Consider the following 13,571-nt stretch of genomic DNA (forward strand, 5'->3'; position numbering starts at 1 on the left):
ACATTCTTCGCTCTGATGTGCCCGTTTATGGGAGGTTATGCTTGAAAGGGTTCGCCAGCTTGATGGCTTCCCTCTAGAACAAGAATCCCTTTTTCAGCAGGCGCGTCTGGAAGATCTAGTTCTTTTGCTGAACAAATCATACCGCTTGATGGAACACCTCTTAGCTCAGCATCTTTGATGATTAAACCGCTTGGCATCACTGCCCCAACCTTCGCAACCACGACATATTGCCCTTGATCAACGTTTGGTGCACCGCACACGATTTGTAATGTTTCATCGCCAACATCCACTTGGCAAATGTTTAATTTATCTGCATTCGGATGCTTTTCTTTTTCCTTTACATAACCGACAACAAATTTTGGTGATAGATCGACAGTCAACGTTTCACTGACACCGTTGCGGTTTAAAATTTCGTTGATATCTTGAACAAGTGTTTCAGAAAGCGGTACAGATCCGTTTTCTTCAATTTTCATGTAAGTAGATGCATTGAAGATATTAAAGCCTGTTGTTTCTTTTGTTTCTTGATTGAAGATTCTTACGACATCTCCAAACGTCTCATGACCTACTTCTTCTCTCGTCACATCTTTCAAGGAAATAAGGAGTGTGTCGCCTACACCTTCTGCATTATAAAAAACGTTCATTCTTCAAAATTCCCTTCTACTGCTGTTTTGGTCTGCTTTTAGCAAGAATAAAGATCGGTTCAAGTTTGCCCTCATCATATAAAAATGACAATGCGGTAATCGGAACCGTGCCGCTGGCGAAGAAGCTCATCGACATCTGTCCTAAAATATCATAGCCTGATTCATTGCGAACATCTGCAATGATGAATACATCTTGATGGGGGACAGAAATGGCCATCTGTCCTTCTATTTTTTGCGCATACTCTTGTAAAATCGATTCATTTAAAAGTCTGCTGGCATCATATCCGTCATTTGCACGGAAGAAATAAAACCGGTTGCCTGCCACTTCATCCATTTTCACCACTGTTTCAAGTGAGCGGACATTGAAGCTTGCAGTTTCCCTAATTCGTTCTTTTGTCCAGTTTTCCTTTTGAAGCATCTTTTCATCAATTAATCTGTAGGAGCTTCCAAGGTCAAGTGCATAGTAGATTCTCGTTTCAGCTGTATGCTCATCAAAAACGAGCGGAATGCCATCACTTGATGTCTCCGGAAAGGATGTGGATCGAATGACCGGATAAATTTGCTTTTCTTTTCCTGAGATGTGCTGCGCTTCGCCTTTCATGGCACTTAGCGCCTCTTTCACATAATAAACGATCTCATCCAATGTTTCATCAGGCTTTACTTCCCACTTTGCAATGATTGGCGGGAGCTCTAGTGTGATTCCTTTACCTGTTTGTTTATCTTCAATACGAAGCGTATCTTTTTCTCGGTCAAACTGGTGTAACCAGCTGTCATTTGTCAGACGGCTTTTGAGTTCGTTCGCAAGCTGTCTTGATGTCATTTTTGCCATGATTTAGACTCTCCTTTCATTATTTAGAAAGAGAATCTGTTAAAAATGCTTCAATCTCTTCCTTCGTTTTACGATCCTTGCTGACAAAGCGGTTAATCTCTTGTCCATTTTTAAATACTAAAAAGCTTGGAATGCCGTAAATTTCCCACTCTGCGCAAGTGTCAATAAATTGATCTCTATCCACATAGAAGTACTCAAATTCTGGGTAGTTTGCTTCAAGCTCTGGCAAGAATGGTTCGATAAAGGTGCAGTCCGGACACCAGTCCGCTGAAAATAGCAATACTGTTAAGTCTTCTTGAATCACTTTTTGTAATTCTTCATTTGATTCAATTTTTTTCATGTTTCATTCCTCCAGTTTGTATGGTTAAATCTCCGAATTGTATATAGCCTTTCTTTCTCATCCATTCTGATACTACCAAACTAATCACTGCTGGGCCAACGATATGCAAAAGAGCGATCGCCAGAAAAACGGATGGATGAAATCCCATAACGGTCAGTGTCATGAGCTGTCCAACGAGGCCGCTCGTTCCCATTCCTGCCCCTGCCGCATTATTGACCATCCCAAAGCCAATGATACCAATTGGCGCGAGAATGAGGCCCGCTATCGTTGGCGGAATAAGGATAAGGGGATTTTTCACAATGTTCGGCAGCTGTAATTTTGATGTGCCAATACCGACAGCGGCAAGACCGCCAAAACGATTTTCTCTAAAGCCCGCAGCGGCAAAGCCGACCATTTGAGCGCAGCAGCCGATTGTTGCAGCACCAGCAGCTAGACCGCTTAAGTCAAGCATGAGTGCAAGCGCAGCACTTGAAATCGGTGAGCTGAGGGCAAGTCCAACAATGGTTGCGACTAGCATGCCCATGATCAGCGGACTTTGGTCAGTCCCCCACATGATGAGCCTGCCAAGCCCTGTCATCATGGCTTCAATCCCAGGACCGATCAAAGCGGCGGTGGAAAAACCAGTGATGATGGTGACAAGCGGTGTCAAAATGATATCAATTTTTGTCTCACCACTGACCAGCTTACCGATTTCCACACCAATTAATGCTGCGGCAAAGCTTCCAGCAGGTCCACCAAGCTCTGCTCCTGCAGCACCTGAGACAACACTTGCAAAAATGATCAAAGGAGATGCCTGTAACCGGTACGCAACGGCTACACCGATCGCTGGTCCCATGAGCCCCATGGCGAGTGTTCCCATTTTGATGATGAGCGGAAGTGATAACAGACCGCCTGCTGTTTTTAAAATCAGACCTACTACTAGTGTAGCAAATAGACCTAAAGCCATATAAGAGAGTGCATCAATGAAGTATACTTTTGGCGAAAGGGAGATTCCCTTTCTTTTCAAATAAGTCATCAACGTCGTCTTCCTGCTTTCTCATAGGAAAGACGAAGAGGCCTGTCCTTCCCATTATATGTAGTATTCTTACGATGAAAAATAGTCTCTACCATGAATATCATAATCATATTTTTTTTGCTTTATCAAGCACTTCTTGTGTAACATGAAAAGAAACAGGGCAAACCTTTACTAAGTTTGTACAAAAGGAGGAGATTGTTATGCAACTAACCGTCTATTTAGCAGGAGAAATTCATAGCCAGTGGCGCGATGAAATCAAGGAGAAAAGCCAATCATTGAAACTGCCAGTAACATTTGTTGGTCCAATGGAGAATCATGACCGCTCCGATCACATTGGTGAGGACATTTTAGGTGAGCAGCCAAATGCCATTTTCAAAGATGATGCTGCTTCTGATTTGAATAATTTCCGTACTGAGATCCTATTAAACAAAGCAGACATCGTCATTGCCCGCTTTGGTGAGAAATATAAACAGTGGAACACGGCAATGGATGCATCTGCTGCCATCGCTAAAGGGAAACCTCTCATTTTGATCCGTCCAAAAGAACTGCACCATCCGTTAAAGGAACTATCAAATAAAGCGAATATCACTGTGGAAACCGTGAACCAAGCGATCAAAGCATTATCTTACGTGTTTGAACAGCAATAAAAAAAGGCTGCTCTCTTGAAAGAGGCAGCCTTTTGTTTACATTTAAACTTGTTGATATATAGAATCCACTGTACTTTGATCACAGTTTTTCACAAGACGGACGATTAATTCTTTTGCCGCTGCATAATCATCCACATGCAATACTGAATGACTTGTGTGAATGTAGCGAGCACACACTCCAATGACAGCAGAAGGCACGCCTTGGTTTGAAATATGCACACGTCCAGCGTCCGTACCACCTGGTGATACGAAGTATTGGTATGGAATACTGTTTGACTCAGCCGTATCGAGCACAAAGTCTCTCATCCCGCGGTGCGTAATCATGGTTCGATCAAAAATACGCAGAAGTGCACCTTTGCCAAGCTGGCCGAATTGTGTTTTGTCACCTGTCACATCGTTTGCAGGGCTTGCATCTAAAGCAAAGAACAGATCTGGCTGAATCATATTCGCAGCTGCTTCTGCCCCTCTAAGCCCTACTTCTTCCTGAACCGTTGCACCTGAATACAGATGACAGGAAAGTGGTTCGTCTTTTATTTCTTTTAATAATTCAATCGCAAGTCCGCAGCCATAGCGGTTATCCCAAGCTTTTGCTAGGATCTTTTTAGGATTCGCCATAGGGGTAAAGACTGTTGCAGGCACGATTTGCTGTCCTGGGCGAATGCCAAGTTCTTTTGCCTCTTCTTCACTGTCTGCCCCAATATCAATGAGCATGTCTGATGGTTTCACAGGTTTGCTTTTTTGTTCTGGAGTCAGAAGATGAGGCGGTGTACTAGAGACGACACCAGGAATTGGCCCGTGATCGGTATGAACGTCGACACGCTGTGCCAGCATGACTTGACTCCACCAGCCGCCGAGTGTTTGGAAGCGTATCATCCCATTCTTCGTAATGGATGAAACCATGAATCCCACTTCATCCATATGACCAGCCACCATGATTTTAGGTGCGTTCTCTGGTCCCTTGCGTACCCCAAACACACCGCCAAGACGATCCTGAATGAGTTCGTCAGAATATTTCTCAAGTTCCTTTTTCATAAAAGCACGCACATGGTGTTCATTACCTGGGGTGCCTTGTAATTCTGTTAAATTTCGGAAAAGCGACAACGTTTCTTCATTCATTCTACGATTTACCTCGTTTCTATGTAATGACCATATATATTCCTATAAAAATAACACTCACTTTATACTATAAGAATTCTTTCGGTTTTCCAAGTATCTCTCCAGAAATTTTGAATATGCTTTCAACTATTCGGATTCCTTAACATCAATGGACAAGTTTTGTATAATGGAAAAAACAGCAATACGGAGGTGCAGCACGTTGAAGTTAAAACATGTTCTGATTGGTGCGAGTATTGGCGTAGCCGCTGCAATTGTTGCAAAGAAAGTATTTTTCCCTACGTATATCTCGTCTGAAAAAGCATTAAAAATTGTGAAATCCGCTTTTAAACAGCGCGGCCCGATTGATGGCTCTTGGATTTATACTGTACCAGAACCGTATACCGTAAATGGTGAAACGATTGATGTGTACAAATCTGGCATTACTCGCTCAGCCTTTGGGGAGCTTGAACAGTACGAAGTCATGATTGATGCCAAAACAGGCATGATTGTGGATGTCATTGATTCTGTGGCTTGATAAAGAAAGCTTCGCAAAGGTGTGTCCTTGCGAAGCTTCTTTTTTATATGGCTTTGATTTTTTTGTACACAGGATGCCACATAGCGTCCTGTACAGCCTGAATAAGGTCCTCAGGCGTTTCCTCTGCAATTCCTTCATCAATCGCTGCTTGCGCCACACGGACAGCCACTGTCGCTGAAACGGTTCGAAGCTGATCAACACTCGGCAGCATCGCTGCACCCGGCTTTCCGACATTGACCATGCTGGCAATCGCTTCAGCACTCGCAACAAACATGCTGTCTGTCATGAGGCGTGCTTTAGACACAATCGTTCCAAGACCAAGCCCTGGGAACACTAGAGCATTATTCGCTTGCCCAATTTCATATGTGACGCCGCCATATTCGACAGGATCAAATGGGCTTCCTGTTGTCACGAGGGCGCGTCCTTCTGTCCACTCAATGAGATCTTCTGGCTTTGCTTCTGAAAGAGGTGTTGGGTTCGACATCGGTAAAATCGCTGGGCGCTCTACGTGCGACGCCATTTCTTTTACAATTTCCTCTGTAAATGCTCCCCCTACTGTCGAGGTGCCAATTAAGATCGTTGGTTTTGCCTGTTTGACGACCTCTAATAAATCAATGGAATGCTTAGGGCCATTACGGGCATAATCCTTTACTTCGTCAGAACGTCTTGCATATGGCTTTTGAAATGGCTGAATATCAGGCGAATCATCTGTAAGCAATCCTGTTTTATCAATACACCAGAAATGATCATATGATTCCTCTTCTTTGACTCCGTCTCTGACGATCGCATCACGGATCTGCTCCGCTATGCCAATCCCTGCAGTACCCGCTCCGAAAATGATGATTCGGTGGTCTTTCAGCGGAACCTTTGAAGCTTTTGCACATGCCAGAACCGCAGCAAGTGAAACAGCTCCAGTCCCTTGAATATCATCATTAAATGTACAAATTCGTTCCTTATATTTTTCCAATATAGCTCGTGCATTTTTTGTCCCAAAGTCTTCCCAGTGTAGGAGTGCATTTGGAAAGGTTGCGCGGGCAAGCTCTACATATTGATCGATGAACTGATCATAACGCTCTCCTCGAACGCGAGAATGCTGATTTCCAACATAAAGCGGATCATTCAAGAGACTTTCTTGGTTCGTCCCCGCATCAAGCACAACGGCCAGTACGCGGCTAGGATCAATGCCTGCTGCAGCTGTATAAACAGCAAGTTTCCCGACTGAAATGGCAATACCGCCAACACCCCAGTCTCCAATACCTAAAATGCCTTCTGCATCTGTCGCAACGATTAAGTCAATGGATTCATCCACACCGTAAGAGGCAAATATCTCTTCCATGCCTTCCAAGTCATCAATTGATAAATAAAGCCCTCTTGGCTTTCGATACTCGTGGCTATAACGCTGAATGGCTGTTCCAACCGTCGGTGTATAGACAATCGGCAGCATCTCTGCCAAGTGCTCATTTAGTAATTTGTAAAAAAGCACTTCGTTTCTGTCGTGAAGTGATGTTAAATACACATTTTTTCCAAGCTCATCCGGCTGTGCCTTGAACTGCTCATACGCACGCTTTGCCTGATCCTCTAATGTTAAAACTTTAGGCGGTAGAAACCCCTTTAAACCAAGCTCTTCCCGCTCTTCTTTCGTAAATGCAACCCCTTTGTTTAAATAAGGGACGGACATGACTTCCATCCCTCTTAATGGTGTTTCAATGACATCACCATGTACACGATAAGATTGGTTCACCTGCACTCTTCCTTTCACAAGTTCATTTTGTCGTTATTTTGTGTGAAAGGCGAAAAAACATGCAGATGATCTTTTATCTTCCTGTTTCTCTTTTAACTTCATGTGCGATTTGCCCATCTTCATCCCACTTAACAGCGCGGTAAATCGCATCATGATAAAACAAGTACCACGCATTTTTTTCTTCTGCAAATGCCTGCCATTTTTGCTTAGCTGGAATCGAGGTCATTGGATAATCATCATAAGCCAAGACCCATAATGGATTTTTATGAGCGTGCGTTGGCATGATGTCAGCTAAATGAATCGCTGTTTCGCCCTGACTTGTGAGCGTTAAGATGCTATGGCCATTGCTATGACCGCCTGTATGATGCAGCTCAATGCCTTCTACTACTTCGATGCTTTCTTCAAATGGCACCACTTGATCTGCGATTGGCTCCCAGTTTTCTTTCCAATATGTATTTCTTGAACGGATGTTAGGTGCCCTCATTTCATCCCATTCAATTTTGGATGTGATGATTTTTGCTTGCGGAAAAACAGACACGAGTTTTTCTCCTTCACGTTTTGTTAATCCGCTTGCATGATCGAAGTGAAGATGCGTCATTAAGACGTAATCAATATCTGCTGTTTGCAGACCGAGTGCCGCGAGTGACTCTTCCAATTTCGTCTCTTCTGTTACGCCGTAATTGCGTTTTTGTTTATCCGTCAGCTTACCTGATCCGATGCCGGAATCCACTAAAAAATGGAGACCATTCCACCGTATGAGGATCGGGTCACACCGCAGTTCAATTTGATTGCGATCGTTCACCGGGTATTTTTTTGACCATAACGGCTTTGGCACCACACCAAACATCGCACCGCCGTCCATGTGTGTATCTCCCCCGTTTAACCAAAACAGTTCCATGTCACCTATTTTCATTGTCTCCATTGCTGTCATCCCTCCTTTTTCTATCGTAGCAAATACAGCTGAAAATCGCATGCATCAATCTTTTCATGAAAAAAGCTGACTGCAATTTTTTTGCAGCCAGCTTGATGTCACTTGTTATTCTGGAAATTTCACTTCTGATCGATAGATAGGTTGTCCCATAGACGAGAATTTCTCTTCGTATTCCGTCATCACATTTCCTTCTAGTCCGTCCTTATGTAAATCTAAGCTTACATACGTTAAAAGAAGTCCATATGCAGAAAAGCTCTTTAAGGAATATTCAAATAACCCGCGGTTATCTGTTTTGAAATGCAACTCACCGCTTGGACGGAGAATATGTTCATATCGCTCTAAAAAGGCTTTAAACGTCAATCTGCGCTTTTCATGCCTTGCTTTTGGCCACGGGTCAGAGAAATTCAAATACACCCGGTCAATCTCATTTTCCGCAAACACATCTGTCAGCGTTTCCGCATTAATGTTCAAAAGCTTTACATTTTCAACATCTGTCTCTTTGATTTTATCTACTGCTGTCACAATGACACTTTTAAATAATTCAATGCCAATATAGTTGATATCAGGATGAAGCTTGCCCATTCCAGCGATAAAGCTCCCTTTTCCTGTGCCAACTTCGATATGGATTGGATGATCATTTCCAAACAGCTCATGCCATTTCCCTTTATATTGCTCGGGGCTAGCTAAGGCAATATGAGCATTTTCAGCTAAGTAATCATCAGCCCATGGTTTATGTCGCATTCTCAATTTGATACACCTCTATTTTCTTTACATTTTATCAAGATACCATGAAACATAAAGACCCGCAAGACGGCATCTTTATGCGCATACGAAAAAGACCAGCCCTTCGCTTGAGCTGGTCTGCCGCATGTATAAATTGGGCGCTGAATGCACAGTTTAACCACATAAATGACACGCAGAAAAGGAGCATACGTATGGGATTAAACCGTCAACATCAGCTTCAATTAATCAAAGATATTTTAACCGATCACCAGCTGGATTGCTGCGGGACTGTTGCAGAATATGAACAGGTGGGACGCGTGATTCAATTAATGCTGGCAAAAGAAGACCTTGATGCCGATATTCGTCAATTATTAACAGATATTTATGATTACAGCCAAAAGGGCACCTCTGTCAGTTCAATTGATGCACATATTGAGGCGCATCAATCGCATTTGTCAGAGTGGGTCGAGAATATTCCTCTCTCTTAATGAATGTTTAACCGCTGTAAAAGTGCGCTCAGCTCCGCTTGCACTTCTTGCTGCGCTTTTTCATTCCCTTTTCTTTTATGCCACACGACAAAAGATACAGTTTCAGCGAGGACGTACCAAGCCATACGTTTTCGCAAATTGTCCGTCAGCGGGGCACCGTACATTGAGAGCCAGCTTTCCCAGTTCTCTTCTTCAACATAATGGTATAAAAGTGGTCCAAGATCAATGGCTGGGTCAGCAATCATCGCCCCATCCCAATCGATCAAGTAAAGCTGGTTTTCATCTGTCAGCAGCCAATTATTATGATTGAGGTCACAATGACACACGACCTTGTCTTCAAATTGAACTGCCTCCACATGCTTCTCTAAGTACTGGATGGCACGTGTGATGTCCGAAGAATCAATTTGCTCTTTTAATATGGACTGTTTTAAATGCTTCAGAATGGATGCTGGGTCTAGAGAGTGCTTCTCTAATCGTTTCAGCATATCAAGCAATTCTTTCGATGTATGAATTTTTCTTAGCTGCTCTGCGACAGGACGGTCATTCATGTCCTTTGGCTTCAGCTCTCTGCCGCTCAGCCAGTGCTGCGCAGTAATGACATCCCCATTTTCCATCCGTTTTGTCCAGACAAGCTTCGGCACAATGCCTTCAGCTGACAAAACCGCAAGAAACGGTGACGTATTGCGTTTTAAAAATAGCTTTTGGTCATTGTGTGTTGCGAAGTACGCATCTCCCGTAGCGCCTCCAGCAGGAGAGATGTGCCATTCGCTACCTAATATTTGTCCCAACCAGTTCATATCAATTTTCAACCCATCATTTCTTAAAATATTTTAAATCGTGCTTTTTTAGTCGACAAAATTCAGCCGATTGAAGGTCAATAGGCTGTTTCTTTTTTTATTTATATGATCATAAAAACAAAAAGGACAGCTATTGAGAATGAGATGCTAAACAATAGCCGTCCTATAGATTTTATCGTTACCTTCTTATACTCGTCAAGCAAAACTAGAAAATCAGGACAAGAACCTTATGACTAGGACATTCATGAGACATGGTTTAAGCACGTAATTTTAAAGAGCGATCACTCGCCTTCACAAAAACAGGCGTTGCACCGATCACTTCTCCATCTGCATGAAATAAGATTTTTCCGTCTGCCTCCAAGTACGCTTCCTCGTGCTGAAACAGGGTAACCCCCTTCATTCCAAGGTGCTTACGAAACACCATCGCACTTAGAAACAAGAGCACTTTGAATGGATTCAAATCTGTGACAACAAGCGTTTGAAAGCCTGGCTGTCTCGCGCTCACTTCTGGTGCTGCTTCCAGCCCGCCTCCGTAATAGGGGTGATTACAAACAATCACAAACCATACTTGGCGAAAGACCTTTTTCTCATTTTCAATAAACAGTGCAAGGTCGAACGGCTTAAAGGACCATAAAGAATGGAGAAATGACAGCGGGTAGATGATAAACCCAAGTCTCAGCCGTTTCAGCCACTTTCCCTCTCTAAAATGCACTGTTTTCCTTAGCACATGCGCATCAAACCCAGCACCGATATGATTGAGAAAGAGAACGGATTGTGCGCTTTCTGCGTGATCTTGAAAGGAGCCGAGAGAAAATGTTTTGGTCAGCATTCTCTTTTGCTTTCTCACTTCTTTAAGGACATCTTGACGATGGATGCCAAGCCCCTTCGCCGCATCATTCCAATGACCGGCGGGAACAAAGCTTAGCTGCACATGTTCCATTTCCTTTAAGCCATTCAGGACTTCATGAATGGTTCCGTCACCGCCAATGACAATCAGGCGCTTCAGCCTGTCATCTTGCATGGCGCTAATTTGTCTTGCCAATACTTCTGCATGACCTTCATGCTGGGTGAGAAACGATCGATATGAGATCTCCACCTTTTGTAGTTCTTTCTCTATGCTCCTCCATGTACGAAGTCCTTTTCCATGTCCTGCTGCTGGATTAACGATAAAGTACCATTCATTCATATATTAGCTCCACTCAGGTCTCGTTTTTCGTGACCATCCATTATGCCTTTAATCGAGCCATTCCTGCCTTCTTTTGCTGTCTGATTCACCATATGCAAGCAATGCCTTTGTCGCCTTAAATTGCTGATGCTTTGTCGGCGCGGTATTTTTCCGCTGCTTTTCAAACCAATCTTCCGCCTTCTTCTTATCGACAACCTCCATCCCGTATGGAACTTCCGGTAAGTCAATATAAGAGGTACGGCTGATCAGGATTTTTTTCACAGGAAGATCGACTCCGCTTTGCTGTAAAATCTTTGACACGACGGTGCCAGAGCGTAGAAGGCCTGCACAAGGATTCAAAACGGACTGAACCGCTTTCCCATTCGCCCGCTTTTCCCAAAAACGTTCCTTCGTTCCGATATATACGCTGTCAGGCTCTGCCTCTAAGAAGGATAAACAAATCACTTCCAGCGGCGTAATGAGAACTGGACATAATTCCATCTCTGCTTTTTGAATGAGCAGCACCGGTTTGTACATCACAAAATATGAATCCGGAAGCTGTCTAGCAAGCATGCGCAGCTTTTCATCATACCGAATATGATGAGAAACAGTCGAAATGTGGGAAATCGTCGAGCTCGCCCATTTTAATTGAACATCATATAGATGATCTTTAAAAAAATGAATGAGCTTCGTTTCATCTGTAGGAACGTTTGTAAAGACACCTTGCTCTATATCTGTTGGCTCGTTAAAAAGACTCAGGTCCCGTTCCTTCTTCATATCGGCTGCTTTCGGCTTTCTCTTTAAGGAGAATTTCTTTCTCTTTTCCTCCTCTTGTTCAGGCACTTGTTCAGAGATTTGGTCAAATGAATGCTGCGTCTTCTCTTTAGAAGCTTTTTTTAACTCGTCCCACCTTTGCTTTTTCAAGCGAATGAATTGATTGATGTAGTGATGCGGGTCTTGTTCATATCGTGATATATAATCTTGAATTTTGATAATTTGCGCCATCTGCTGCTCACTCCAACTTTTAGAATCATTTATGTAGTGCAAATTGTTTGATTGCGTGATAACGCGGGGTTTCACTCGGACGTATTTCATATAAAGTCATATAAGAAACCTCTATCACGTATGGCTCTTTGCGTAAAGGCGCTTGTTCTGCAAAAGAGTGATCCGCGTTCCATTTGCGTGCAATCGTCATATGCGGATGAAACGGTCTCTTTTCAACAGGATGTCCTGCTGACAATACGGCTTTTTTCACCTTTTCTCTTAATTGCATGAGCGGTTCACTTTCATCAGGTTTTGCAAAAAAGACTCTCGGGCGCTCCTTTGTGCCAAACTGTCCAACCTCATTCAGCTCGATTGAAAATGCAGCAGCTTCCTTTGAGAGGATCTCAAGCAGCTCGATGATCTTCTTTAAGCGCTCATCTGGAATGGCCCCTAAAAAGATCAAGGTCACATGATAATCATGAGGTGCTGTCCATTTTTGAAAAGACAGTCCGCTTCTTTGATCAATGTCTTTTTTGATTTGATGCGCAAGCTGTTCAGGGATATGAATCCCAATAAAATAATGACGGTTTTCTGACACAATATCACCTGTCCTTTTTTAACAAACTTTACGAATCCCCATTGATGATAGTATAACTAAAGAAATGCGGAATGAGAAGAAAGGGTGTCACATGATGAGGGTTGCACAAAATATAGCTGAGCTAATTGGCGATACACCACTTGTTCAATTACAGAGGCTTCAGCCAGACAATGCAGCAGCTGTTTATTTAAAGCTGGAATCGTTCAATCCTAGCGGCAGTGTGAAGGACCGCGCTGCTTACAATATGATCGTCGAGGCTGAAAGACAAGGGAAGCTGACAAAAGGAGCGACCATTATTGAACCGACGAGTGGGAATACAGGGATTGGTTTAGCCATGAACGCAGCAGCTAGAGGGTATCAAGCCATCCTTGTGATGCCTGATACGATGACAAAGGAACGAATCAATATTTTGAAGGCTTACGGGGCGGAGGTCATTTTAACCCCAGGAGAAGAAAAAATGCCAGGCTGTATTCGTAAAGCAGAGGAACTGGCAGCTCAAATTCCTCATAGCTTTATCCCGATGCAATTTGATAATAGAGCGAATCCAGATGCTCATAGAGGCACAACGGCTGTTGAAATCATAGAAGCTGTCAAGCAACTTAGAAAGCCCCTTGGAGCCTTTGTCGCAACAGCAGGAACTGGCGGAACCATTACAGGCACTGGTGAGGAATTAAAGAAAGCATTCCCTCATTTGACCATACGTGTGGCAGAGCCGAAGGGGTCTCCAGTCTTATCTGGCGGGAAACCTGGCAAACATAAACTCGTTGGCACGAGCCCGGGATTTATTCCCCATATTTTAAACGAGCATGTCTATGATGAGATCGTGCAAGTAAGCGATGAAGATGCGTACACAATCACACGTCAGCTTGCCCGGCTTGAAGGAATTTTAGTTGGTCCATCATCTGGTGCAGCCTGCTATGCTGCAATTGAAACAGCCAAGCAATTGCCGTCAAATCAAATTGTGATCTGTATGACAGCAGATACAGGCGAACGATACTTATCAAGTGATGTTTTTCAAGATTAAAAAAGGAACAGGGCAATG

At 43.4% G+C, this 13,571-nt stretch carries 16 protein-coding genes; 4 read left to right on the top strand and 12 right to left on the bottom strand.

What is annotated here, in order from left to right:
* Positions 1-35 precede the first annotated feature (35 nt).
* From ytpR to SB660_RS15725, 4 genes are read right to left on the bottom strand one after another with little or no spacing between them, the layout of a single operon-like run.
* On the bottom strand, positions 36-641 hold the full coding sequence (gene ytpR, locus SB660_RS15710; RefSeq protein WP_044142204.1) for a YtpR family tRNA-binding protein: 606 nt from the start codon (positions 639-641) through the stop codon (positions 36-38).
* Between the two features lie 16 nt (positions 642-657).
* Positions 658-1,470, bottom strand: a complete 813-nt coding sequence (locus SB660_RS15715; RefSeq protein ID WP_081106463.1) for a DUF1444 domain-containing protein — start codon at positions 1,468-1,470, stop codon at positions 658-660.
* 19 nt (positions 1,471-1,489) lie between these two features.
* On the bottom strand, positions 1,490-1,810 hold the full coding sequence (locus SB660_RS15720; RefSeq protein ID WP_003217665.1) for a thioredoxin family protein: 321 nt from the start codon (positions 1,808-1,810) through the stop codon (positions 1,490-1,492).
* The gene (locus SB660_RS15725; protein WP_058015041.1) at positions 1,797-2,825 is read right to left on the bottom strand and encodes a PTS sugar transporter subunit IIC; all 1,029 of its coding nucleotides are present in this window, start codon (positions 2,823-2,825) and stop codon (positions 1,797-1,799) included. Before SB660_RS15725 ends, SB660_RS15720 begins: the two co-directional genes overlap by 14 nt.
* 200 nt (positions 2,826-3,025) lie before the next feature.
* Between SB660_RS15725 and SB660_RS15730 the strand changes: the two genes are divergently transcribed.
* Complete coding sequence (locus tag SB660_RS15730; RefSeq protein ID WP_058015040.1) at positions 3,026-3,472, top strand: YtoQ family protein; 447 nt, start codon at positions 3,026-3,028, stop codon at positions 3,470-3,472.
* Between the two features lie 42 nt (positions 3,473-3,514).
* Here SB660_RS15730 and SB660_RS15735 read toward each other — a convergent pair whose 3' ends face one another.
* Positions 3,515-4,588 (bottom strand): M42 family metallopeptidase, encoded by a 1,074-nt coding sequence (locus tag SB660_RS15735; protein ID WP_144462542.1) that lies wholly within the window; start codon positions 4,586-4,588, stop codon positions 3,515-3,517.
* Between the two features lie 199 nt (positions 4,589-4,787).
* Between SB660_RS15735 and SB660_RS15740 the strand changes: the two genes are divergently transcribed.
* Positions 4,788-5,102 carry a PepSY domain-containing protein gene (locus tag SB660_RS15740; protein WP_003217759.1) on the top strand — a complete coding sequence of 105 codons (315 nt, stop codon included), beginning with the start codon at positions 4,788-4,790 and terminating at the stop codon, positions 5,100-5,102.
* Positions 5,103-5,145: 43 nt separating this feature from the next.
* On the opposite strand, the gene SB660_RS15745 is transcribed toward SB660_RS15740, so the two are convergent.
* The 3 genes from SB660_RS15745 to trmB form a co-directional block, all read right to left on the bottom strand.
* Positions 5,146-6,843: an NAD-dependent malic enzyme gene (locus tag SB660_RS15745; protein ID WP_339163502.1), complete on the bottom strand. Its 1,698-nt coding sequence runs from the start codon at positions 6,841-6,843 to the stop codon at positions 5,146-5,148.
* Between the two features lie 73 nt (positions 6,844-6,916).
* Complete coding sequence (locus tag SB660_RS15750; RefSeq protein ID WP_339163504.1) at positions 6,917-7,765, bottom strand: YtnP family quorum-quenching lactonase; 849 nt, start codon at positions 7,763-7,765, stop codon at positions 6,917-6,919.
* A gap of 114 nt (positions 7,766-7,879) precedes the next feature.
* Positions 7,880-8,521, bottom strand: coding sequence for a tRNA (guanosine(46)-N7)-methyltransferase TrmB (gene trmB, locus SB660_RS15755; RefSeq protein ID WP_339163507.1), 642 nt, complete (start codon positions 8,519-8,521; stop codon positions 7,880-7,882).
* 188 nt (positions 8,522-8,709) lie between these two features.
* Here trmB and SB660_RS15760 point away from each other — a divergent pair, with 188 nt between their 5' ends.
* Positions 8,710-8,985 carry a YtzH-like family protein gene (locus SB660_RS15760; protein ID WP_061409164.1) on the top strand — a complete coding sequence of 92 codons (276 nt, stop codon included), beginning with the start codon at positions 8,710-8,712 and terminating at the stop codon, positions 8,983-8,985.
* On the opposite strand, the gene SB660_RS15765 is transcribed toward SB660_RS15760, so the two are convergent.
* From SB660_RS15765 to thpR, 4 genes are all read right to left on the bottom strand, one after another.
* Complete coding sequence (locus tag SB660_RS15765) at positions 8,982-9,782, bottom strand: phosphotransferase family protein (RefSeq protein WP_186306825.1); 801 nt, start codon at positions 9,780-9,782, stop codon at positions 8,982-8,984. The two genes, SB660_RS15760 and SB660_RS15765, sit on opposite strands and share 4 nt — an antisense overlap.
* Before the next feature lie 256 nt (positions 9,783-10,038).
* The gene (locus SB660_RS15770; protein WP_410583236.1) at positions 10,039-10,968 is read right to left on the bottom strand and encodes a YegS/Rv2252/BmrU family lipid kinase; all 930 of its coding nucleotides are present in this window, start codon (positions 10,966-10,968) and stop codon (positions 10,039-10,041) included.
* Between the two features lie 48 nt (positions 10,969-11,016).
* Positions 11,017-11,952 (bottom strand): hypothetical protein, encoded by a 936-nt coding sequence (locus SB660_RS15775; protein WP_058015033.1) that lies wholly within the window; start codon positions 11,950-11,952, stop codon positions 11,017-11,019.
* Positions 11,953-11,977: 25 nt separating this feature from the next.
* On the bottom strand, positions 11,978-12,529 hold the full coding sequence (gene thpR, locus SB660_RS15780; protein ID WP_410583238.1) for an RNA 2',3'-cyclic phosphodiesterase: 552 nt from the start codon (positions 12,527-12,529) through the stop codon (positions 11,978-11,980).
* Positions 12,530-12,623: 94 nt separating this feature from the next.
* On the opposite strand from thpR, the gene cysK reads away from it, so the two are divergent.
* Entirely contained in the window at positions 12,624-13,553 is a 930-nt protein-coding gene (gene cysK / locus SB660_RS15785) for a cysteine synthase A (RefSeq protein ID WP_410583240.1), read from the top strand.
* Positions 13,554-13,571 lie beyond the last annotated feature (18 nt).

Origin of the sequence: Bacillus sp. SIMBA_005 (assembly GCF_046535585.1) — a bacterium.
Classification (GTDB): Bacteria; Bacillota; Bacilli; order Bacillales; family Bacillaceae; genus Bacillus; species Bacillus pumilus.

Bases quoted from the DNA above. Each gene is read 5' to 3' on its own strand.
- SB660_RS15750 (WP_339163504.1), bottom strand. From the start codon at position 7,765: ATGGAGACAATGAAAATAGGTGACATGGAACTGTTTTGGTTAAACGGG.
- SB660_RS15770 (WP_410583236.1), bottom strand. From the start codon at position 10,968: ATGAATGAATGGTACTTTATCGTTAATCCAGCAGCAGGACATGGAAAA.
- SB660_RS15735 (WP_144462542.1), bottom strand. From the start codon at position 4,588: ATGAATGAAGAAACGTTGTCGCTTTTCCGAAATTTAACAGAATTACAA.
- SB660_RS15720 (WP_003217665.1), bottom strand. From the start codon at position 1,810: ATGAAAAAAATTGAATCAAATGAAGAATTACAAAAAGTGATTCAAGAA.
- SB660_RS15760 (WP_061409164.1), top strand. From the start codon at position 8,710: ATGGGATTAAACCGTCAACATCAGCTTCAATTAATCAAAGATATTTTA.
- SB660_RS15715 (WP_081106463.1), bottom strand. From the start codon at position 1,470: ATGGCAAAAATGACATCAAGACAGCTTGCGAACGAACTCAAAAGCCGT.
- SB660_RS15775 (WP_058015033.1), bottom strand. From the start codon at position 11,952: ATGGCGCAAATTATCAAAATTCAAGATTATATATCACGATATGAACAA.
- SB660_RS15730 (WP_058015040.1), top strand. From the start codon at position 3,026: ATGCAACTAACCGTCTATTTAGCAGGAGAAATTCATAGCCAGTGGCGC.
- SB660_RS15725 (WP_058015041.1), bottom strand. From the start codon at position 2,825: ATGACTTATTTGAAAAGAAAGGGAATCTCCCTTTCGCCAAAAGTATAC.
- cysK (WP_410583240.1), top strand. From the start codon at position 12,624: ATGAGGGTTGCACAAAATATAGCTGAGCTAATTGGCGATACACCACTT.
- ytpR (WP_044142204.1), bottom strand. From the start codon at position 641: ATGAACGTTTTTTATAATGCAGAAGGTGTAGGCGACACACTCCTTATT.
- SB660_RS15765 (WP_186306825.1), bottom strand. From the start codon at position 9,782: ATGAACTGGTTGGGACAAATATTAGGTAGCGAATGGCACATCTCTCCT.